General features: G+C 57.2%; 16 protein-coding genes and 3 pseudogenes. 4 read left to right on the forward strand and 15 right to left on the reverse strand.

Going from position 1 to position 20082, the window contains the following annotated elements:
• Positions 1–97: 97 nt before the first annotated feature.
• The gene (locus M8Q45_RS22455; RefSeq protein WP_249876440.1) at positions 98–6202 is read left to right on the forward strand and encodes a M3 family metallopeptidase; all 6105 of its coding nucleotides are present in this window, start codon (positions 98–100) and stop codon (positions 6200–6202) included.
• 180 nt (positions 6203–6382) lie between these two features.
• Positions 6383–7087, forward strand: a complete 705-nt coding sequence (gene queC, locus M8Q45_RS22460; RefSeq protein WP_249877378.1) for a 7-cyano-7-deazaguanine synthase QueC — start codon at positions 6383–6385, stop codon at positions 7085–7087.
• A gap of 34 nt (positions 7088–7121) precedes the next feature.
• Here queC and M8Q45_RS22465 read toward each other — a convergent pair.
• The 3 genes and pseudogenes from M8Q45_RS22465 to M8Q45_RS22475 form a co-directional block, all read right to left on the reverse strand.
• Positions 7122–7999, reverse strand: a pseudogene (locus tag M8Q45_RS22465) (queuosine precursor transporter).
• On the reverse strand, positions 7989–8588 hold the full coding sequence (locus M8Q45_RS22470; protein ID WP_249876441.1) for a helix-turn-helix transcriptional regulator: 600 nt from the start codon (positions 8586–8588) through the stop codon (positions 7989–7991). The pseudogene M8Q45_RS22465 and the gene M8Q45_RS22470 overlap by 11 nt, the downstream one beginning before the upstream one ends.
• Positions 8589–9005: 417 nt before the next feature.
• Entirely contained in the window at positions 9006–9518 is a 513-nt protein-coding gene (locus M8Q45_RS22475) for a hypothetical protein (protein WP_249876442.1), read from the reverse strand.
• A gap of 369 nt (positions 9519–9887) precedes the next feature.
• Here M8Q45_RS22475 and M8Q45_RS22480 point away from each other — a divergent pair, with 369 nt between their 5' ends.
• Positions 9888–10286 carry an alpha/beta fold hydrolase gene (locus M8Q45_RS22480; RefSeq protein WP_249876443.1) on the forward strand — a complete coding sequence of 133 codons (399 nt, stop codon included), beginning with the start codon at positions 9888–9890 and terminating at the stop codon, positions 10284–10286.
• Here the strand turns inward: M8Q45_RS22480 and M8Q45_RS22485 are convergent.
• The 4 genes and pseudogenes from M8Q45_RS22485 to M8Q45_RS22500 form a co-directional block, all read right to left on the reverse strand.
• Positions 10283–10609 (reverse strand): annotated as a pseudogene (locus M8Q45_RS22485) (LysR family substrate-binding domain-containing protein); the annotation flags it as partial. The gene M8Q45_RS22480 and the pseudogene M8Q45_RS22485 overlap by 4 nt on opposite strands.
• Positions 10610–11144: 535 nt before the next feature.
• Entirely contained in the window at positions 11145–12086 is a 942-nt protein-coding gene (locus tag M8Q45_RS22490; protein ID WP_249876444.1) for a lipid II-degrading bacteriocin, read from the reverse strand.
• Between the two features lie 134 nt (positions 12087–12220).
• Positions 12221–12331 (reverse strand): annotated as a pseudogene (locus M8Q45_RS22495) (type II toxin-antitoxin system RelE/ParE family toxin); the annotation flags it as partial.
• Positions 12322–13221 carry a LysR family transcriptional regulator gene (locus M8Q45_RS22500; RefSeq protein WP_249876445.1) on the reverse strand — a complete coding sequence of 300 codons (900 nt, stop codon included), beginning with the start codon at positions 13219–13221 and terminating at the stop codon, positions 12322–12324. The pseudogene M8Q45_RS22495 and the gene M8Q45_RS22500, both read right to left, overlap by 10 nt.
• 153 nt (positions 13222–13374) lie before the next feature.
• Here M8Q45_RS22500 and M8Q45_RS22505 point away from each other — a divergent pair, with 153 nt between their 5' ends.
• Complete coding sequence (locus M8Q45_RS22505; protein WP_502940577.1) at positions 13375–14619, forward strand: MFS transporter; 1245 nt, start codon at positions 13375–13377, stop codon at positions 14617–14619.
• A gap of 19 nt (positions 14620–14638) precedes the next feature.
• On the opposite strand, the gene M8Q45_RS22510 is transcribed toward M8Q45_RS22505, so the two are convergent.
• From M8Q45_RS22510 to gspF, 8 genes are read right to left on the reverse strand one after another with little or no spacing between them, the layout of a single operon-like run.
• Complete coding sequence (locus tag M8Q45_RS22510) at positions 14639–15091, reverse strand: type II secretion system protein M (RefSeq protein WP_249876447.1); 453 nt, start codon at positions 15089–15091, stop codon at positions 14639–14641.
• Positions 15088–16194 carry a type II secretion system protein GspL gene (gene gspL, locus M8Q45_RS22515; protein ID WP_249876448.1) on the reverse strand — a complete coding sequence of 369 codons (1107 nt, stop codon included), beginning with the start codon at positions 16192–16194 and terminating at the stop codon, positions 15088–15090. Before gspL ends, M8Q45_RS22510 begins: the two co-directional genes overlap by 4 nt.
• The gene (locus M8Q45_RS22520) at positions 16194–17039 is read right to left on the reverse strand and encodes a type II secretion system protein GspK (RefSeq protein WP_249876449.1); all 846 of its coding nucleotides are present in this window, start codon (positions 17037–17039) and stop codon (positions 16194–16196) included. The genes gspL and M8Q45_RS22520 overlap by 1 nt, the downstream gene beginning before the upstream one ends.
• The gene (locus tag M8Q45_RS22525; protein WP_249876450.1) at positions 17036–17572 is read right to left on the reverse strand and encodes a type II secretion system protein GspJ; all 537 of its coding nucleotides are present in this window, start codon (positions 17570–17572) and stop codon (positions 17036–17038) included. The genes M8Q45_RS22520 and M8Q45_RS22525 overlap by 4 nt, the downstream gene beginning before the upstream one ends.
• The gene (gene gspI / locus M8Q45_RS22530; RefSeq protein ID WP_249876451.1) at positions 17565–17951 is read right to left on the reverse strand and encodes a type II secretion system minor pseudopilin GspI; all 387 of its coding nucleotides are present in this window, start codon (positions 17949–17951) and stop codon (positions 17565–17567) included. The genes M8Q45_RS22525 and gspI overlap by 8 nt, the downstream gene beginning before the upstream one ends.
• Positions 17944–18417 (reverse strand): type II secretion system minor pseudopilin GspH, encoded by a 474-nt coding sequence (gene gspH / locus M8Q45_RS22535; protein WP_283939075.1) that lies wholly within the window; start codon positions 18415–18417, stop codon positions 17944–17946. Before gspH ends, gspI begins: the two co-directional genes overlap by 8 nt.
• Complete coding sequence (gene gspG / locus M8Q45_RS22540) at positions 18414–18869, reverse strand: type II secretion system major pseudopilin GspG (RefSeq protein ID WP_249876452.1); 456 nt, start codon at positions 18867–18869, stop codon at positions 18414–18416. The genes gspH and gspG overlap by 4 nt, the downstream gene beginning before the upstream one ends.
• Positions 18870–18872: 3 nt before the next feature.
• Complete coding sequence (gene gspF / locus M8Q45_RS22545) at positions 18873–20081, reverse strand: type II secretion system inner membrane protein GspF (RefSeq protein WP_249876453.1); 1209 nt, start codon at positions 20079–20081, stop codon at positions 18873–18875.
• Position 20082 lies beyond the last annotated feature (1 nt).

Consider the following 20082-nt stretch of genomic DNA (forward strand, 5'->3'; position numbering starts at 1 on the left):
ACACCACCCGACACCACCGTGTGCGGTACACATGCACCACCTTCGCCCCGCCCGCCTCCCCTAGGTTGAGCTTCCGAATACACCTCAGGAAGCCACCATGTCAGAGAGCAACCCCTTACTGTCTTCATACGAATTGCCGCCCTTCTCAGCCATTCGCGCTGAGCATTTGGTGCCGGCCGTTGAACGAATAATCAGTGACAGCCGCATCAAAGTCTCCGAAACCATTGCCAGCCAAACACTCGTGCCTACCTGGGACGATTTGGTGCTGGCCATCGATGAAGTGAAGGCACGGCTGGATGAAATCGTGCAGGTGATCGACGTGATCGACCCCGTCATGACGCAACCGACCTGGGCAAGTGCCGCATCCCGCAGCCTGGACCTGATAACCACTTACAAGACCCAGCTCGCCCAGGACGGGGAGTTGTTCAAGTTGTACCAAAAACTTGCAGAAAGCCGGATAGCGCAAGTGTTCGACAAGCCTCGGCAAAGGGTCCTGCAAAAAATATTGCGTGAGTTCCGCCTGTGCGGGGCACACCTGCCACCAGAACAGCAACTGCGGTTGGCCCGTTTGAACCAAGACATCGCCCGACACGCGAACGCGTTCAAGGAAGGTGTGCGGCAATCCACCGCGGCCTGGCAAAAACACATTGAAGACGAGTCTTTACTCGCGGGTATACCCGCTCCGGTCAAACTGCGCATGGCCACCAATGCTCGGGACGCGGACCTGTCGGGCTGGCTCGTGCGCATGAGCGAGACCGAGCAAGTGCTGATCCATGCGCAACACCGTCCCTTGCGCCAGGCCGTCTGGCTCGCCTGCCAATCGCCGAAATCGGACCAGTCGCTGCCGGCCGATAAGCCCGGGAACGAAGCAGTGCTGGCTTCATTGCTGGAGGCCCGTTATGAAAAAGCCAGGTTGCTGGGCTACGAAAACTTCGCGCACCTGGCGCTTGAAGAACAAATGGCAGGGTCCACTGACGAGGTGTTGAGCTTCTTGCGCAACGAGCTTGCGCAGCAGCGCAGCCAATTTGCCCAGGAGGCCCGGCAACTCAAGGCACTCGCGGCGCAACAGGGTATCGAGCAGCTGGAACCTTGGGACTACGAATACCTGGCCGAGAAGCTACGCGAACAGAGCATCCAGGAAGACGTTGATGCCTATTTTCCCTTGGATACTGTCCTGAGCCGGTTGACCCAATTCTGCCAAAGGATGTTCGGCGTGGAACTGCTCGAACGCTCGACGTTCGACCGCTGGCATGATGATGTACGGCTCTTCGAAGCCAAGGAACACGGACAAACCCTTGGCTATCTGTTCATCGACCCCTACCGCCACTTACCCGGATCACTTGGCCAGACATTCGGTCTGCGCAACCGTAGGATCGATGCTGAAAGTCAACTCAGGCGCCCCGTCGCCGTGCTGCGCAGCCCGTTGACACCCGGTGTCGGTGACAAACCCAACCTGCTCGACCATCAACAATTGCGTGTGCTGCTGCATGAATTCGGCCACGGCTTGCAGCAGCTTTTGACGCGCGAACGCAATCGCAATATTTCCGGATTGGATGGCTTGGGTCGCGATGCCGACGAGTTTGCCGGCCAGCTACTGGAGCAATGGTGCTTCTCTGAAGAATTCCTGGTCTGGATGTCGAGCCATTACCAGACACATGAGCCAATCCCCGCTGACAAGGTGCTTCGGTTGATGGCCGCCCTTCGGACCCAAACCAGTTGGGCCACGGCCAATGCCCTGCTCGCCATGCTCTTCGATTTCGAAGTGCATCGTACCCATGGTGACGCACGCAGCGTGCAGGAGGTGTTCCGCGCGCTGAGCAAGGAGGTCGGCCATTTGCAATGGCCGCGAGAAGCGCAGCCATACACGCGCTGGGAGTTCTTGGCCTCGGATTACGCGGCCAGGATTTATTCCTACAAATGGTCGGGTGTACTGGCCAGCAAAGCGTTCGAAAAAATCGAAAGCAAAGGAGTATTTTCCCAGGATGTCGGAAGGTCGGTACGTGAGGCCTTCTTCAGCCAGGGCGGTTCCCGCTCGCTGACACAATCGCTCGAGGCATTTCTCGAAGTACCCCAGGCCTCGACCGAGCCCTTGGAGGCGGGTGATTCACCTGCGGCCAACTCTCCAACCAATGGTCCCGCCCGGGACGCTCCGCTGATCAGCCAGCTGAATGCCTCGCAACAGCAGATGATTCGTCTCAACGATGCCTTTCCCCGAGCCGAAGAAATTGCCATGGGGCATCTGGACGGGGACTTCGCCAAAGCCTTCCCTGCGTTGGCCCAGAGCATGACGGTCAATGAGCTGGCGGTGCGCACCCTTCGGGAGGAGAGCATCCCCGCCTCGGAACGCATCGCCGGCGGACCGGCTACCCGGCACATGGTGACGGACACCACCTCCCTCCAGACGCTGTTTTGGCGCACGATTGCCGGCCAGGTGAACGTGAGCCAGTACTTCCACGACCCAAGTCTCATCGAGGTTGTGCATACCCGCGACAACGTCTCCCAAGTCCCCCCCGCCCTGAATACCAACCATGCCAAAGCGCACATCGAGCGGATGCTGGAAAACGTACCGAGGTCACTTGAAGAAAAGCCGGCCCTGGACCGCTTCTGGGAGAATCCAGCTGAGTTCAGTCAGCGCCATGACGTCGCGAGCTGGCTGGCCAATGAGCTACGCGTACAACTCAGGGCCCAGGCCGATTTCCACCTGATGGACGGGACACTCAGCGAACAGATGCACAAGGCGCTGAAAGATCACCTACTGGCGGTGCCGGACGCAGCGTCACGCGCCTCGATGGCGCAATCGGTGCGGGCCGGGGTTTATCGTCTGCACTTCACCCCCGAAGGATGGGGCTCGAGCGTGCCGTTTTCGGGCGTCGTGGCCCTCACCCAGCACGACGATACCCAACAATCCGGAGGCGCTGTGTTGTACCGCCCCGGTAGCCCACTGGAGATATTCGAGAACCTGACCGCATTGAAGGACAGCCTGCAAACGAGCATCGGCTTCCCGAACACAGTGGACACAACGCCCATGCTGGAGAACTTCCTGGATGGCCTGGTCACGGACCTGCGGACAAACCAAAAAGCAGCCATACGCCAAGCCATACAGGACGGCCCGGGCGAAGGTGAAGAGACAAACGCCTGGTTGGCCCGAATAGATGCAGCAGCAGACCTGGGCGATCGGTTGGACCTGGTCGGTATTCTGGATGATCGTGAGCTACGGCTCGGGCAGAAGAGACTGAACGCCTGGCTTCAAAGCAAGCCCTACGTCACCGCAAGCGACCGTTTTGCCTGGTGGAACGCGGTGCAGAGCCTGCATCAAGCCGTGGGGAACGCATCGCCATTGCCGCCGGACCCAGTGACCTTGGCCACTCCCCAGGCGCTCAAGGAAAAAACCCGCCAGTTACTGGCTCGCCTCATCGAAGAAAAATACGCCCCCGCAGATCCTGACCCGGAAAACGTCTCGCTCATGATCCGCAGGCAAAAAACCGACACCCATGCCCCCTCGGGCGAATCCCCTTTTGGGTCTGGAGTGTCCGCAGGCAGGGTGTCGTCCGTCTACGATGATCAACGCTCGCTGACGGACTGGGCCATGTCCAACCTGACCACAGCAGAACGTAACCCAGGCCATCATGCCCTGGTAGGACCGCTGAGTTTTGCGCAGGTTGTAGAGGTGATTGAAACAGCAAACGTCGGCGCCCGGCTCCCGACCGACCTGCAGAACGAGTTCCGGCAACAGCAGGTGCAATGGATGGCCCTGAAGGAAAAAGAAATACGGGCCCAGGCCTGGACCGCCCATATCTCGGGTGACTTCAGGCCGGACCGGGCCAATACCGGGCTCAATCTGGTGCTCGCGGCGCTCGACAGTCCCGAGCCTGCGGGCCGTGCCCTGGTCAACACCCATGCGGTAGAGGTGCGTCAGTTGAAATGGGGCGACAGCGTATTGAAGGAAATACTGCTGTTCGGGGTAAAAAGCCTGGCGAGCCGCCCCTCCCTGACCCTGTACACACCGGGCGCGCCTGACGGAAAAATATTCAGGCACGTGGACGCGCAGAACATCCGAGAACTTCCCGTCGCCGTGGCGCAAACGCTCACTGCCACGCTACCGATGACCCAGTGGCTGATTTCCCAGCTGCCTCTGATGGAACAAGCCCGACACCTCGACAGCCTGGCGCCGGCGCCGGAAAACCTGACGCTCATCGAGCGGATAAAAAAGGTCACGCAACCGACCTTTACAGCGGCCAAAAGCCGGGTTCAGCACGACTTTGCGCAGAAGATCGCTTCACCCGTGGTGGCGGGCAACCTATTCAAGGCGCTCCATGAAGTACAGATCACCCATGTGCTTGCCACGACCGACGCGCTGACGGTAACCAACGCCGAACGCGACAGTACCGACGCCCAGGAAGGTCGTCGCAAAGCGGTTGCGCTGCTGACGGGTGCCCTGTCCATGACACCCACGGCCCGACTGGGCAGGGTCTTGGCGCACCTGATGCTACCGGTCATGACCGGAGGTGCCGCCGTGTCGGCGATACGGGACGAGGGGGGCAGCCTCAGCCAATGGACGAGCGAGTTTATCAGCGGGCTGGGCGAAGTACTGGCGGAAGCCGGGCAAGACCTGATCATGGCCGGCGCAGCCCGATATCGGGGCAAGGCACGCCCTGCGCTATCGTCCCTGCCCCGCATGCCGGCCCCAGAATTCAAGCCCTTTGAGCTGAAAAATTTCACCGGGGCGGGACTGATACCCGAAGGCCGCGACCTGTACAGGGACGCCGGCGGGCAAGGTTATCTCAAGCAAGGCGATCGTTATTACAGGACGTCGTTGCAGGGAAACGAGCGGATCGTATTCGCGGCGGACAACCTCACGAACCAGCGCACGGTGGTTTGGGAAAATGGACGATGGCAGGTTCAGCCACGGCCACGGCTGCTCGGTGGCGGGCCCTTGATGAGCCGTTTCCGTGAAACGCCTGAGCAGAAAAAAAGAAATATCCTGCTGGAGACGTTGCCGCTCCTGGGGGCCGAAATAGCGACCGAATATATGATTCATGCGCGGCGAAAAGTCGACGCGATGCCCCTGAAACTGGTGGAGCGGATTCTCGACACCGCTGTTCGGGAAGCCGGCTTGGGTGCCGATATAGACACTCATCGCGCCCGCTTGAAAGACCTCAAACAGGGACGCTCTGTACCAAGCCACCCTCGACCCGAGCACCTGAAGCAGGTGGATAACGCAATGATGAAAGTGCTGCACAATATCGGCGTTTGGCAACTTACCCAGGAACGGATCGCTGAATTTAACGAGACGTTCCCCGACAGACCCTTGACGGTAGATCAACAAATAAAAATCCATGATCTTTTGTGGGCCTACAGAAAAGAAATACATACCGAAGGCGTCCATCTTCTCTTGGAAACCCATATATTTTCTGATCCCTTCAGCGGCGCTAATTTCATCGCCTTTACCGTTGATCCGAGCCCCATACACAACGCAATGCTGCGCATAAAAATGGACTACGTTGAAATGTCCCTGGCGGTAAAAGATAGACTCTTGAGAGACTTTGAGACTCGATTCCCAGGGCCAGACTCTCCCGCCAGACTGGACGACTACTTAGCTATCCCGGAAAACAAACAAGCCTATGACCGGGACTTCATCACTGCACTTCGGACCGAAATGACGAGCAGAAAAAAATCAGGATTGGTGACGGAAATCAGGAAAAACAGAATCCCGTTCATCATTGCCAGTCGAGGAAAGACGTCGCGGGCATCAACGATCACCACGGTTGAAGACATTAACCAATTCGACACCACGCTCAAGGAGTTTCGTGAGCCCTTTACCATCGAGGCCGTTACGCAGGTGCCGACGAAGCCCGTGGCCGGACAATCTGCGGCACCCGAGGTTCCCGCACCGATTGAAGCATCGTCCCCACGGGACATCTACACGGTGCAACTCAGCGCGCTGGCTGAAACCCAGATGTCCTACGACAACTTCCCGGATTCCGCCAGAAAAAAAATGGCCGAAATAATGGATGACATTCGGGCCGGCCGGGCGAAAACAAAACGAATCAGACGCTACTACTGGTTCGACATGCCCCAACTGGACGAACACAGCGGCAGAGGCAAATGGCGCGCGGCATTTGAACGTGAGGGCGATACCTGGACGCTCCAGGGGTTTTACGATTACCACACGAACAGAAAAGCAACCGTCTGGGAGGACTGATGACAAGCGCGATGTTTGGCTGAAAGCTCAGTTTGTTGATACATCTGTAGGAGCGAACTCACTCGCTCCTATGGAGCTTCGAGAAAATGACAATTTCAGAAATTTCCCACGACAAAAAGTGTGCAATTCGCGATACGGTCCGCTTCCCCATTACAACTCGGAAAGCCAAGGATGAACGAAGTGACCAAAAAAGCCGTGATCGTATTCAGCGGTGGTCAGGATTCCACCACCTGCCTGATCCACGCATTACCCCAGTACGACGAAATCCACTGCATTACCTTCGATTACGGCCAACGCCATCGCGCCGAGATCGAAGTGGCGAAGGACCTCGCCAAGCATTTTGGCGTGACGGCCCATAAAGTCCTGGACACCACGTTATTGAACGAGCTAGCGGTCAGTAGCCTGACTCGGGACAACATTCCGGTTCCGTCAGCGAACAGCAGCAAGGACGGCCCGCCTAATACATTCGTGCCGGGTCGCAATATCCTGTTTCTGACGCTGGCGTCGATCTATGCCTACCAGGTGGGTGCTGAAGCGGTGATCACCGGTGTGTGCGAGACGGATTTTTCAGGGTATCCGGATTGTCGGGACAGTTTTGTCAAAGCCATGAACAGCGCGATTGAAACCGGCATGGATTACAAGCTGCGCATCGAGACTCCTTTGATGTGGCTGAATAAAGCAGAGACTTGGGCCTTGGCGGATTATTACGACCAGCTGGAGTTGGTGATGAACCGTACGCTGACTTGTTATAACGGGGTGGTGGGGAGCGGGTGCGGGGGCTGTGATGCTTGTAGTCTTCGTGCGGGAGGGCTGAAGGCTTTTACTGAAAATAGAGAAAGGGTGATCAACGCGTTAACAAATAAAATAAACCAAAAAAATCTCTAAAAACCGGTGGCTGCCAAATTGACAGCCACCTTTTTTAAGCAGGTTGAGCCCCGACAACGTACCTTTTGAATAGCGATCTGGCAGCATAAGCCGGGAATACATTAAAACAGCAAAGCACATTTTTATGGCTATTTGCACGTAGACTATTTTCAGTATTTCGTCATTGGTCAATGACCCGTAAAACGCGATGAAGCAAAAAAGAAAGCTATCTATAACAACCGCAAAACAGGTACTGAGCAATACTCGTAAAAATAAATACCTTGAGCTTGTAAGTTCTTTTATCTTGCTAAGCAAATATGAATTTACATACTCTGAAACCACAAAAGAAACAGACGAGGCCACCAAAACCGACGACACATGCGCCACAACCCTTTCATAGGATGAATCAAGCTGCCAGCTTGATAAGCCGGGAAACCAACTGGTCACACTTAATGCAACCAATATGAATACGTTACCTACACACACAAACCATATGGATTTCTTAGCCAGCCTGAGACCATAATATTCATTCAGTATATCAACGACAAGGAAGGTCAAAGGATACAAGAAAATGCCAAGCGTAATTACGACATCGAACTGCTCTATGTATATAAGCTTCGCTGCAGAAATATTGGCGAGCACATATAATGCAAACAGCATAAAGCTCAGAGCCAAGTAGACCAACCAGGACCGCTCATGACGATCGCCCATCTCATAAGCGGACAATGTGGCACCACCTGAGTAAAACTTTCTATAAATCTCTCTTACTTCCGCCTTGGTCAAATCATCCATAATTTCGCTTTTTACAAGCTTCGCCAAATTGAGCTTTATTACTCTACCGGTGGAAATCACCATTACGATGGCTAAATCTTTACTATTTTCAAAGCCTACAAGCTTGTACTTACTATTCTCAGCCTCACGACTATCGACCATTAAACCGTTCCTCAACCACCTCTCCAATGACCAGAGTGGCGTCAGAGCTAGATAAATGTCCAGTGACCACCTGAAACTCTTTTGTTGACTGCCTCCAGATCAATTTTTCTGCTGCGCTGCTTAAGCCACCTTTTCTCACGACCAACAAATCACCTGACTCATATGCACCTTCAATATCATTCTCCAAAAGCACTCCGATCAAATTACTGGCCGAACCGAAATAATAAGTCAATGGATACACTGTTACCAACTCCCCAATCTTCTTATTGAGACAATAAAATATCTGGCTTTCCTTTATTATAGGGACTGCTGCGGGATTCATGTTTCCATGCAGCGAAACGCTGCTCTCGACTATCTCTCGCTCTTCAAAATCTACAGACTCGATCTCTTTATACGATACGCCAAAAAAATCTGAAATTTTTCTAATAGTGGTTTGCTGTACATTCACAACCCTCCCTTCCAAGATGTTATAGATCGTGCTTCGGGTCAACCCGCTCGAATTGCACAAAGAAATTTGCGTCTCCCCACGACTTTTTATCAAGTATTTAACGTTATTTTTAAGCATCTCCGCTTTTTCTTTTTTGTACATGAACTTATCACACCAAAAAATCGACAAACCTCATAGACAGCGTAGGCGACATTTACAGAACTGGGCATCCTATCTCCTCCAGCATAGGTAAATATCTTGGATTTTGAACACGCCAGGGTTTCGACCCCGGCCTTCGATATCGCCACATTTCTCTGGTGGGCGCTTGATCCACACAACGACAACACCACAGGCCAAACATGGGATTGTTTTAAAACAGGCTACGGCGACAGTCTGGACAAACATCTCAACAGAAATTTTTTTCGATACATAAAGATAAATGAATTACGCAGTTTAATATTCCTTCACAACCACATTCTGTTAACTGACGAGCTTTATGAGCACGTTTCCAGTAGAACATTTTGGATCATGCAAAATCTACCAACGACTACGGAAAGCTCCGACGATATGTTGCATTCGTTATTCATTCGAGAACAACCGATGAACCTCCGCCAGCCTGAGCGCAGGTAAAAAATCATCGGCCATCACCACGCCTTCCCGCACGATGATCAAGAAACGTCCCTGAAGCGTGTTGATGATCTCATCACCATTGCTCAGGCGGCTGCCCACCAAGGCGATGTTGCTATTGGCCGCCCCGGCAGTGGTGACGATGCGCGCCGTGGTGCCATCGGGGTACACCGCCTGATCACCTTTCTGCGCGACGCGTAGCCGGCCATCTTCCAGTATGAATTCCAACTCGGAGGTGGCCTCCAGAATGGTTCCGCCGTCACGGGTCTGGCTGCCCTGCGTGGCCACTCGGTAAATGGCGATCGGCGGGTGAGCTTGGACATACGCCTTTTGTTTTTCCATGAAAGCCTCGACTTCCTCGCCGTAGCCATCAAATTGCTGTCGCTCCAAATACAGGTCATCCAGGTGACGGAGGTAGTCATCCGTGGCTTCGTTGGTGAATGTGGCGCGATAGGATGAGTGCATTTCCTGGGACCTTATTCATAGGCTCAAGCTGCCTCCCCTCCCACAGGGAAGGAGCATCGAGCCAGACGATTCAGAGTGATGAATGAGACGTTGCAACGCTGGCACATCGCAATCCCACGGCATGGACATTTGGAGCGAATAGGACGTTTCCTAACAAAAAAAGCGCACTTTCCTACAATCGCGAAAAATCTGACGCCGCCGTTCCCACCGCTTGTCGGAACTGTCAGCTTTGACAGTGACGATGGGGGCCGGAGTGGGTTCAGGCTTTAGCTTCGCGACTGCCAGCGGTCTCTCAGGCTGCCGTTCGACAGGACAGTTCGCTTTATGAGTTGCAACTTGCAGCTCATGAAGTTCATTTGGGCTCCGAACATGGACAAACAATTGATGAACACAATCGCCTGGTCGGGCCGCACGCCCCTGTCTCCCAAACACCACGCTCCATGGCCTTGCGCGGAACACAATAGCGTCGTGGTTGGCGGCGTGGTGTTTACACAGGCTTATACCTGCGTGAACGGCATTCGCCTCCACTCCCTCAAAAGCGGTAACGGCGAACACCCGATACTGCTGGTGCATGGATTTCCGGCCGGCTCACAGGGTTGGGAGTCGCTGATGGAAGCATTGGTACGGGCGGGTTTTACCCCGATGATTGCTGATTCTCTCAGCGCTGGCGAAACGGATATACCGTTGGATGGCTACGACAAAAAAAGCATGGCGCGTGATTTACGCGAGTTGCTGACGCTCTTGACCTTGGTGGATACAGGCCGCTAGGTGCTGGAGGAACGAACGCGCGCTGCTACCTCTGCTGAAACCCTGCGATATCTTCCCCCCGTCAACAACGCCACAAACGCCTTCGCCATTGGCGACCGCTGATCCTTTCGCTGTACCAGCCACACCGCCGACACCGCCGCCAGGTCAAGCAGCGGCCGGTACACCACCCCGTCAATACGCATCCGTTGATAAGATGCCGGCAGCACCGAGACTCCCAGCCCCGCCGCCACCAGGCCGATGATGGTCATGGCCTCCCCCGCCTCTTGGGCGAAGTGCGGGCTGAAGCCGGCGTCGCGGGCCAGGCTCAGGCGTTGGGCGTAGAGGCGGCCATGGGTTTTGCTCCTGCCAGAATTTCGCGATGAGCCTGGCTTGCTTGATAATTGCCGCGCGGATTATTTTTTTTCTAGGGATCGCCTTCCGTAGAGTTGCAATTGGTAATGAAGGTATAAGCAAAGCGTGGCCAGGAATGCTCCACTGATGGGCAAATGGTTTGGATCTGCCCAGTAAAGTACTTGATTAAGTAATAATGTAGTTGTGATAACCGTAGAAGTGACGCTGAAAAAAAGTGCAATGAGGTTGCGCGGTAGACTGTTTGCCACCCTTGTCCGATAGGGTCGCTGTATAACCATGAACAGGAGCAACGCTATATACGTGCCCGTTATTGCGAAAAACGGAATGGCGATAACGTCTTGATCAGTGGGGTAGATGTTTTTGCTGAAGTTAGAGTACAAGTTAAAGCCGCCGATGATCGGGGCGGTGGGTAGCAGCACTGCATAATAGGATAACGAATGGGTTGGCTTCATCGTAGGAACCTAGGCATCATGGCAACGAAGACGTCTTCGTTGCCATGACTTATTGTTAGAAGTTGGAAGGTTTAAACCCTTTTCCGATTAAGCGAATATTATGTTCGCCGGATATGTTTATTTCGAATGCCCTTCCTGGTAGCGCTCGACCTGCCGTCGTTAGTTGCTCTAGTGGTAACGGTCTGTCACTTTTATTGAAATCGTAAGTGTCGTGATAGGCCTTTACTTTGCCTATGAATTGCCAAGAGCTGTCCTCGTTGCGGGTAAAGTCACCCTCGACTCGAAGTGTAACGCGTCCTAGATACGCTCCAGTGATAAGACTGTCTTTGCCAGTATCATAGCCGATCTTAGGATCGACTAAATGATAATTTCCCGGGGATCGGTTGTGTTCGATGGTTTGTTTTAACAGAGGAAGACGGCTCTCCGTTATTCGTAAGCCTAGGGTATTTATATCTACTTCCAATTTTTCACCTTTACCCCACAAATAATGTCCCAGGGCTTTAACGGGGCTAAATGTTCCGCCCGACAGCTTCGGCGTCTCTAGTTTGAATGTGGTGCTGCGAGCGTGCTTGGAGTTGGCTATCGCGATGATTGCCTCGCGAGAAGTGAAGCCACTTCTCATTAGTGCATCGGCTAAGCTAAAAGTTATAATTTTATTCTTGAACAGGGCGTCATTGATACGCCAGTGCGCTGCTACCCAGCCTCGTTCTCTCTCGACAATTTGCCAAATGTCCTTTATTGCGCCATATGCATTATTTTGGTTAATGGCTTTGTCGAGGATTTTTAGATTAAAACTGAAGTCATCCAGTCCGGTTTGGGTTTTAATAAGGTCAGTGATGTAAAAATCATCGTCTTGGGTGAGGACGTCTGGCTGGGGAGGAGGAAATATATAAGTGCCATCAATTACTATTCCATCCGTAGACCAATAGCCCCCGAGGGAGCCTGACCACGCTCCGTTAACATGGGTGATTGGCAAACCTGTTCCGTTTTTGCTCATATCTCAAATCTTTTTTTTAATCACGTTAGGGGTGCCGCCTGTATGAGTAATTAATGAAGCACGCGACCACGCAAGACTCAATAGCGCGAAAGTGGTTTGGGAAATGGATTACAGGAAATAGGGACGTTGCGTGCTTAACTGCTTTTATCACCACCACACAGAAGGATGATCAATGGTCGGCCTTGCTGCATGAAATAAATTCGATAGCCCGGACCGTAATCGATACGGGCCTCACTCAACCCTTCCCGATTCCGCTCCCCGTCAACAACGCCACAAACGCCTTCGCCATCGGCGACCGCTGATCCTTTCGCTGTACCAGCCACACCGCCGACACCGCCGCCGGGTCAAGCAGCGGCCGGTACACCACCCCGTCAATACGCATCCGTTGATAAGACGCCGGCAGCACCGAGACTCCCAGCCCCGCCGCCACCAGGCCGATGATGGTCATGGCCTCCCCCGCCTCTTGGGCGAAGTGCGGGCTGAAGCCGGCGTCGCGGGCCAGGTTGAGGAGTTGCGCGTAGAGGCCGCTGCCGTAGCTTCGTGGAAAGAACACGAACGGCTCCTGGGCCAGCGCGGCAAGGAACAGGCCGTCTTCATTGCCCTGGGCCAGCGGATGCTTGGCGCTGAGCACGGCCACCAGCGGTTCGCGGCTGAGTTCGATTTCGACCAGTGAATCGGGCAACGGCAACGGTCGCATGATGCCCACCTCGATCACTTCGTCCATTAACGCGTCGGCCACTTGGGTGCTGCTCATTTCCCGCAGGTTCAGGTGCACGGCGGGGAAGCGTTGGCGAAAGGTAAAAATCGCTTGGGGGATAGTGGAGTTGAAAGGCGCCGAGGAGGTAAAGCCGATCTTCAGCTCGCCCAGTTCTCCCAGTTGAGCACGGCGGGCCACATCGGCGGCCTTGTCGACCTGGGCCAAAACCCGCCGCGCCTCTTCCAGGAAAAGCCGCCCGGCCTCGCTCAGTTCGACCCGACGATTGGTACGCTCGAACAGCCGTGCGCCAATCTCTTGCTCCAGCGCCTGGATCTGCTGGCTCAAGGGCGGCTGGGAAATGCCCAGGGCGAGTGCGGCGCGGCCGAAGTGCAGTTCTTCGGCGACGGCGATGAAGTAACGCAGATGGCGCAATTCCATGGATCGATCCAATAGGTCGTTTAACGTCTTAAACAGGTCGAACAATATATTGGATAGAAACATTAGCCGGCTATATGCTTTTTTCATTGCCTGCCTGGCCGTGCTCCTCCGAGGTCCATCGTGAAAACTGCTGTCGCCCCACTCGCCCATGAAATCCCTCCCCGTGCGCAGGATGACGTCGTCGCCGAATTGAAGGACATCTACATCGAGAAGGGCACGCCGATGTTCATGCGTACGGTGCTGGCGCTGTTCTGCGGAGGTTTTGCGACGTTTGCCCTGCTCTATTGCGTGCAACCGATGATGCCGTTGTTGTCCCAGGAATTTTCCATCAACGCGGCGCAAAGCAGCCTGATCCTGTCGGTGGCGACCGGCCTGCTTGCCGTCGGCTTGTTAATCACCGGTCCGATTTCCGACCGTATCGGCCGCAAATCGGTGATGGTCGCGGCGCTGTTCGCCGCTGCGTTGTGCACGATTGCCAGCGCGATGATGCCGACCTGGCAAGGCGTACTGGTCCTGCGCGCGTTGGTGGGACTGTCCCTGAGCGGGTTGGCCGCGGTGGCGATGACGTATCTGAGCGAAGAAATCCATCCCAAGCACATTGGCCTCGCGATGGGGCTGTATATCGCCGGCAACGCCATCGGCGGCATGAGCGGGCGCCTGATCGCTGGCGTGTTGATCGACTTTGTCAGCTGGCACACAGCGATGCTGGTGATTGGCGGCCTGTCGCTGATCGCGGCAGCGGTGTTCTGGCGGATCCTCCCCGAGTCGCGCAACTTCCGCCCCCGATCGCTACATCCGCGCAGCTTGCTGGACGGGTTCATCATGCACTTTCGCGACGCTGGGTTGCCGCTGCTGTTTCTTGAAGCCTTCGTATTGATGGGCGCATTCGTGACGCTTTTCAATTACATCGGCTATCGCCTGCTGGCCGCGCCTTATCAGCTGGATCAGGCATTTGTCGGGCTTCTATCAGTCGTCTACCTGTCGGGCATCTACAGTTCGGCGAAAGTCGGCGCCATGGCTGACAAGCTCGGGCGCCGGAAAATGCTCTGGGCGACCATCGCGCTGATGCTGGCGGGCCTTGTCCTGACCCTGTTCACGCCGCTCTGGCTGGTGATCATCGGCATGTTGATATTCACCTTCGGTTTCTTCGGTGCCCACTCGGTCGCCAGCAGTTGGATAGGCCGGCGCGCGCTGACGGCCAAGGGACAGGCTTCATCGTTGTACCTGTTCAGCTATTACGCCGGTTCGAGTGTCGCCGGTACGGCGGGTGGCGTGGCGTGGCACTTGGGTGGGTGGAATGGCGTCGGGTTGTTCATTGGCATTTTGCTGCTGATTGCCCTGGTGGTGGCGTTGAAATTGGCGAAGTTGCCGGTGCTGCCGGGGAACGTCCCGGTTTAGCCATCGCTGCAATTCACGATCAGCGCAACATCACCCGAGCCTCCAGCCGGCCGTCACGGGCTTGCAAGGTCAACGACTGGAGCATTGCGCCGTCTCGCTCGCTTCGGTCCAGCCAATCGAGCAGTGCGTTGGCCTCGCCACCGACGACCATTTGCACGGAATCGCCGTCGATACTCATCTCTTCTATCTCCAATCCCGCCTTCGTAGCGCTGTCGTTGGCGCGCACCGACAAAGGACGGCTGGCGGCGCTCATGTCGAGGGGGGGCTGGGCGCGTTGGATGCGCACGGAAAGTTCGACCTGCTGTTGATACAACCGCTCGGCAATCGCCAGCCGCTGGCGCGTGGGCTGCCAGATAAAGGTGAAGGCCAGGGTCATCAGCACAAACCCGGCAAGGCCCAGCAGCAGCCTTTGCTCACGCCGGGACACACTGCCCCAGACCTGTTTCAGGCTCGACATGGCTGAAAGATTCATCGGTTGTTCTCCATCAGCAACGTCGCCTGTACGCGGTTGTCTTGCTTGCTGGCGCCGCCAAGGACCAACGCCATCGCGCGTTGGCGGCCGCGTTCGCGCAACTGCTCAAGTTCGACGAAGCTGCTGGCGGTCAGCTGGACCTTCCAGCCCTCCTCTTCCCGATAGTCGATGCGCTGCACCTCCACGTTGCTTGGACCGATGACCTGCTCGGTCAGGTTGACCAGCCGAGCGACCTGCGTTTCCCGACCCAGGTTGGCGCGGCCCTGCAACGCCTGGAATTGGGCTGCAAGATCGACAATCCGCCGTTGCTCCGGATACAGCAGCCTGAATTGCCGCTCGCTCTGGCTGTACAGGCGTCGGCTTTCGTCCTGGAGAACATGCACACGTGCTTCGCCGGCTAGCCACGTCAGCGCCGACATCCCCAGCGCGACCATCGCCACACCGCGCCAGGGCATTGGCCAACGGCTACGACGAAATTCACCTTGCAGCAAGTCGATCGGGTGTCTGCCCGGGCCCAGCAGCCATGCGTCAACGGCTGCGCGGTCCTCCTCCTCGTCCTGCCAGTGCATGTCGTGGGGCAGGTCATGCTTGAGCACAGCCAATGCCTGGCCAGACAGCGACAAGCGTGCCGGCAATGCGCCGCCCAGCAACCATCGACCGAACCAGCGCACGCCGTGAGGTTGGCCGTCAGGCAGCAGGTCGGCATCGACATGCACCGCACGGATATCGATACCCTGGGCATCGAGCAACACCAGTAATGCCTGGAACCGCGACCGCTCGATCACCGTCACCGGATAGCGCTTCGCTGAATCCCTTACACCGACGCAGATGTGCAGCGACTCGAGGTTCTGCGCCAGTTGTTCTTCGATGGAAAAGGCCACGGCCTGCGGTCTGGGCCGGTTTCGCGAGGGCCATGGACGGCTGCGCAACCCGCTGCACATTTCCATTGGGATCAGCACGTCGACGGCTCGCCCCTTCAGTTCACGGGCGACTTCGCCCAAGGACACACGACGCCGCACGCCCGCGGACGACCACACGCAACACGGCCAATCGGCAGAGTTTGAGGCCAGGCCTTCGGCGGTGAGGTAAAGCCAGGTTTTCATCAGAGGGGCTCGCTGGGGCTGGAAATCGGTAGAAAGCGACGCTGGCGAACCATCCACCGCTGGGTATCCGGGTCGCGCTCGATGTCCGAGGCCAGGCGCAGGCGACTGCCTGCCCGGTCCACGTCCACGGTGATGCGGAACCAGCGACTGCCGACGCCCAGGCCATGGCTGCTGATGCCCAGCCCGGACAGCAACGGGTCATTGGCGAACGCCTGGGCGCTGGGAAAAGGCGCTTCGAGACGCTGGCCGGCCAGTGCCTCGACCGTCCCGGCGTCGATGCCGTCGAGCGTCATCAACAGCAATCGAGGCGCGGTATTGACGTTCAGCCTGGCCTCTCGAGGCAACAGCGCGACCCAGGGCTCCAGGCGCTCAAGCGTGGGGCCATCGATACCCGGCAAGAGGCGCAACTGACTCAATTCCTGCACCGACCCGACCTGCGGCAACGACAGTTCCGGCAGGCCCAGCAAGGACAGCAGTCGCTTCCAGCGCTTAAGGGAAACCTCGTCGACCTGCCCATGTTCCAGCAACGCATTGAGGTTCATGCGCCCGGACTGGTCCTGGATATCGATGCGAATCCTGGCATCCTGCGCCTCGAAGGCTGATTCGAGTCGGGCCCAGTCCTGATGAAGGCCCACCGGGCCGGGCGCCGACGCGCTGCTGTCCAGCCTCTTCTGCGCCCATGCTTCCCCCGCCAATCCCAACTGGCGTAGCGGGAGTTGTTGCAGCTGCTGCGCAGTGCCGTGCAATAACAAGCGATGACTGCGCAACATGCCGCCGGTGAACAGCAACGCCAGGCTCAGCACCAGCAGGACGCTGATCAGCGCCACGCCTCGCTCCCGGTTCATGGCAACGCACCCGGCAGCAACAGCACGCGCCGAACCTGCTCGAATCGTCCCGACGATATGACCAGTTCCAAGGCCAGCGGTGCGGCGTCGTCCGGCGGTGCGGCGTGCCAGCCATGCCGTGGGTCGTACAGTCGCCAGCTCAGGCTGCGCACATTATCGAGCAGTCTTTGTTGCTGTAGATGAACGGCACCTTCACCGTGGCTGTCACGCCACAACGCCGGCCCTTCGAGGCGATACGTCACGCTCTGGCGCTCGCTGCGCGGCTGATCCAGCGGGTTGCGCCAGTGGCTGCGCTGCAATTGCAGCTGTACCGGCGACAGCAATTTCACGGACCCGGCAACAGCTTGCCATACGTCCCGCTCGATGATGCCAATGGCACGCTGCAAGGCGCGGATGTCCCGCTCATGGTCGCCAGCGCCTTGCTGGACACGCGCCACGCCGTCGAACAGCCGCCACCCGGCCAGTCCGAGCAAGGCGAAAATGGCGAGGGCAACCACCAGCTCAAGCAAGGTAAAGCCCGATTGTCTATTCATTAGGATTGATGATCCATCCGGTGACACGGTGCACGATCGCCTCGCTGTCTACGCGGCGAACCTGGATATCGACTTCGAGCAGGCGTGGGTCACGGGCCGGGGCGATACGCTGCTGCAAGATCCACTCACGACGGTCCAACTGCCGGGCCAAGCGTTGCTGTCCGGTCGACGCAGCGGCCTGCAGGCGCAACTCCGTCAGTTGGTTATCCGCCAGCCAGGCGGCGAAAAGCCGCGTCTCAAGCCCGGCACTTTGCTTGATCACGAACTGGCTGGCCGACAGGATCGCCGCCGACAACGCCGCGAAAATTGCCAACGCGATCATGACTTCCAGCAGCGTGAAGCCTCGGCATGCAACGGCTGCCTTGCGCGCATCATTCATCAAGCAGCGGCTCCCCGATACCATCGCTCAGGACCTGCGCAAAGGGCTGGCCGGCGACTTTGAAAATCAACCTGAACGGGCTGATCTCGTCGCTGCTGAGCATTAGCAATTGCGGCGGGCCTTGGGCATCGTCAAGCCTGACCGCATGCCCCTCCTGCTCCAGCGCAAGTCTCAGGTTTTCAGGCAATCGGTGAAAAACCGACACCGTGGTCCAGCCCTGGGCGTCGAGCCGCAGCGCCTGATAGCCATGGTCCAGCAGGCGCAGGCCGTGTTCCTGGCCTTGCAGCATCGCCTGTTCGCGCAACTGCTGGGCAAGGAGAATGAATTGCTGGGCGTGCTGGCGGGCCTGGCGCGCTGGGCTCTGGCCGCCTACCAGGCCCACCATGCCCAACAGCACGGCGATCAGAACGATGACGACCATTAGCTCCAGCAGGGTGAACCCCCGGCAGCGATGCGCCACGTTCATTCGTCCCAGTTGCCAATATCAGCGGCAAACCCGTCTCCGCCCGGCATGCCATCGGCGCCCAGTGAATAAAGGTCATAGCCGCCATCGAAAGACTTCAACCCAGGGTGAAGGTATTGATAGGGCGTGCCCCAAGGGTCCACCGGCCGGTTTTTCAAATAGCCCTGTGGGTTCCAGTTGCTGGCTGCGGGTGTACCGGCAGGCCGTTTGCTCAAAGCCTCCAGGCCTTGCTGCGTCGAGGGATAACTGGAATTGTCGAGGCGATACATTTCCAGTGCAGTGGCAATGGCCTGGATATCAGTACGTGCGGCGGTGGCCTTGGCCTGGTCGGGTCGGCTCATGAACTGGGGAACGACGATGGCCCCGAGCACGCCGATGATGACCACCACCACCATGATTTCGATCAGGGTAAAGCCTCGCTGCGCGCGGTACGGACGGTATTGTTGACGTTTCATGAATCAGTTCACCCATTGGTTGAGGCTCAAGATAGGAAGCAGGATGGCCATGACGATCAGCAGCACGACGCCGCCCATCAGCACCAGCATGGCCGGTTCGAACAGGCTGACGACCAGCGCGATGCGCGCCGCAAGGCTGGCTTCCTGTTGTTCAGCGGCGCGTGCCAGCATGCTGTCCAGCTCGCCCGCCCGTTCGCCGCTGGCGATCATGTGCAACATCAAGGGCGGGATATCGCCGCTGCGCTTCAGGCCAGAGGTCAAGGTCGAGCCTTCACGAACCGAGCGGGCGACGTCAGCCATGCGTGCGCGGATCGGCAAGTTACCGATGACCTGGGCGGCGATATGCAGGGCGTCCACCAGCGGCACCGCGCTTTTGCTGAGGATCGCCAGGGTGCTGGCGAACCGGGCCGCCTCCATCGTGCGCAACACTTCGCCCACCAACGGAAGCCTCAACAACAGACGGTGCCAGCGCAGTTGCCATTCGGGTCGACGCTGGCTCCAGCGCCACGACCCGACCAGCCCGACCAAGGCAACAAGCAGCAGCAGGCCATGTCGGCGCAGCCCATCGCTCAAGGCGATCAGCGCCTGGGTCAGCCAAGGCAATGGCTGTCCGCTGTCGATGAAAATCTTCACCACGTCCGGCACCACGTAACCGAGCAGGAACCCGACGATCGCCATGCATGCCACCATCAGGATCAGCGGATACACCATCGCCAGCTGGATCTTCTGGCGCGATGCCTGGCGCGCCTGGGTGTAGGCGGCCAGTTGCGCCAATACTTGGCCAAGGTGTCCGGATCGCTCGCCGGCCGCGACGGTGGCGCAGAACAGCTGGGTAAATGCCCGGGGAAACTGACCCAAGGCCGCCGCCAGGGCGTGGCCTTCCATCACCCGGCTTCGCACTGCGAACATCAGGTTGGCGATGCGTCGTTTCTGGCTTTGCTGCGCCACCGCGTCCAGCGCTTCTTCCAATGGCAGGCCGGCCTGGACCAGGGTCGAAAGCTGCAGTGTCAGCAGTGCCAATTCGGCCGGGCTCAAGCGCGCGCCGATACGGTGGGTTGTGCCGAGGCGTTGCTGTGCGACTTCCTGCATTTCACTGGGCAACAGACCCTGTTCACGTAGCAGCTGGCGTGCGTGACGAGCACTGTCGGCCTCAATGCGGCCTTTGCGGCGACGACCCGTGGCGTCTTCGGCCCGAAAATAGAACGTCGGCATG

The sequence above is a fragment of the Pseudomonas sp. T1.Ur genome (genome assembly GCF_023516725.1).
GTDB lineage: Bacteria > Pseudomonadota > Gammaproteobacteria > Pseudomonadales > Pseudomonadaceae > Aquipseudomonas > Aquipseudomonas alvandae.

What these genes read in the sequence shown, in the direction of transcription:
- M8Q45_RS22455 (WP_249876440.1), top strand. Translation starts at nt 98, where the DNA reads ATGTCAGAGAGCAACCCCTTACTGTCTTCATACGAATTGCCGCCCTTC.
- M8Q45_RS22470 (WP_249876441.1), bottom strand. Translation starts at nt 8,588, where the DNA reads ATGTACAAAAAAGAAAAAGCGGAGATGCTTAAAAATAACGTTAAATAC.
- M8Q45_RS22475 (WP_249876442.1), bottom strand. Translation starts at nt 9,518, where the DNA reads ATGCACTCATCCTATCGCGCCACATTCACCAACGAAGCCACGGATGAC.
- M8Q45_RS22480 (WP_249876443.1), top strand. Translation starts at nt 9,888, where the DNA reads ATGGACAAACAATTGATGAACACAATCGCCTGGTCGGGCCGCACGCCC.
- M8Q45_RS22490 (WP_249876444.1), bottom strand. Translation starts at nt 12,086, where the DNA reads ATGAGCAAAAACGGAACAGGTTTGCCAATCACCCATGTTAACGGAGCG.
- M8Q45_RS22500 (WP_249876445.1), bottom strand. Translation starts at nt 13,221, where the DNA reads ATGGAATTGCGCCATCTGCGTTACTTCATCGCCGTCGCCGAAGAACTG.
- M8Q45_RS22510 (WP_249876447.1), bottom strand. Translation starts at nt 15,091, where the DNA reads ATGAATCTTTCAGCCATGTCGAGCCTGAAACAGGTCTGGGGCAGTGTG.
- gspL (WP_249876448.1), bottom strand. Translation starts at nt 16,194, where the DNA reads ATGAAAACCTGGCTTTACCTCACCGCCGAAGGCCTGGCCTCAAACTCT.
- M8Q45_RS22520 (WP_249876449.1), bottom strand. Translation starts at nt 17,039, where the DNA reads ATGAACCGGGAGCGAGGCGTGGCGCTGATCAGCGTCCTGCTGGTGCTG.
- M8Q45_RS22525 (WP_249876450.1), bottom strand. Translation starts at nt 17,572, where the DNA reads ATGAATAGACAATCGGGCTTTACCTTGCTTGAGCTGGTGGTTGCCCTC.
- gspI (WP_249876451.1), bottom strand. Translation starts at nt 17,951, where the DNA reads ATGAATGATGCGCGCAAGGCAGCCGTTGCATGCCGAGGCTTCACGCTG.
- gspH (WP_283939075.1), bottom strand. Translation starts at nt 18,417, where the DNA reads ATGAACGTGGCGCATCGCTGCCGGGGGTTCACCCTGCTGGAGCTAATG.
- gspG (WP_249876452.1), bottom strand. Translation starts at nt 18,869, where the DNA reads ATGAAACGTCAACAATACCGTCCGTACCGCGCGCAGCGAGGCTTTACC.
- gspF (WP_249876453.1), bottom strand. Translation starts at nt 20,081, where the DNA reads ATGCCGACGTTCTATTTTCGGGCCGAAGACGCCACGGGTCGTCGCCGC.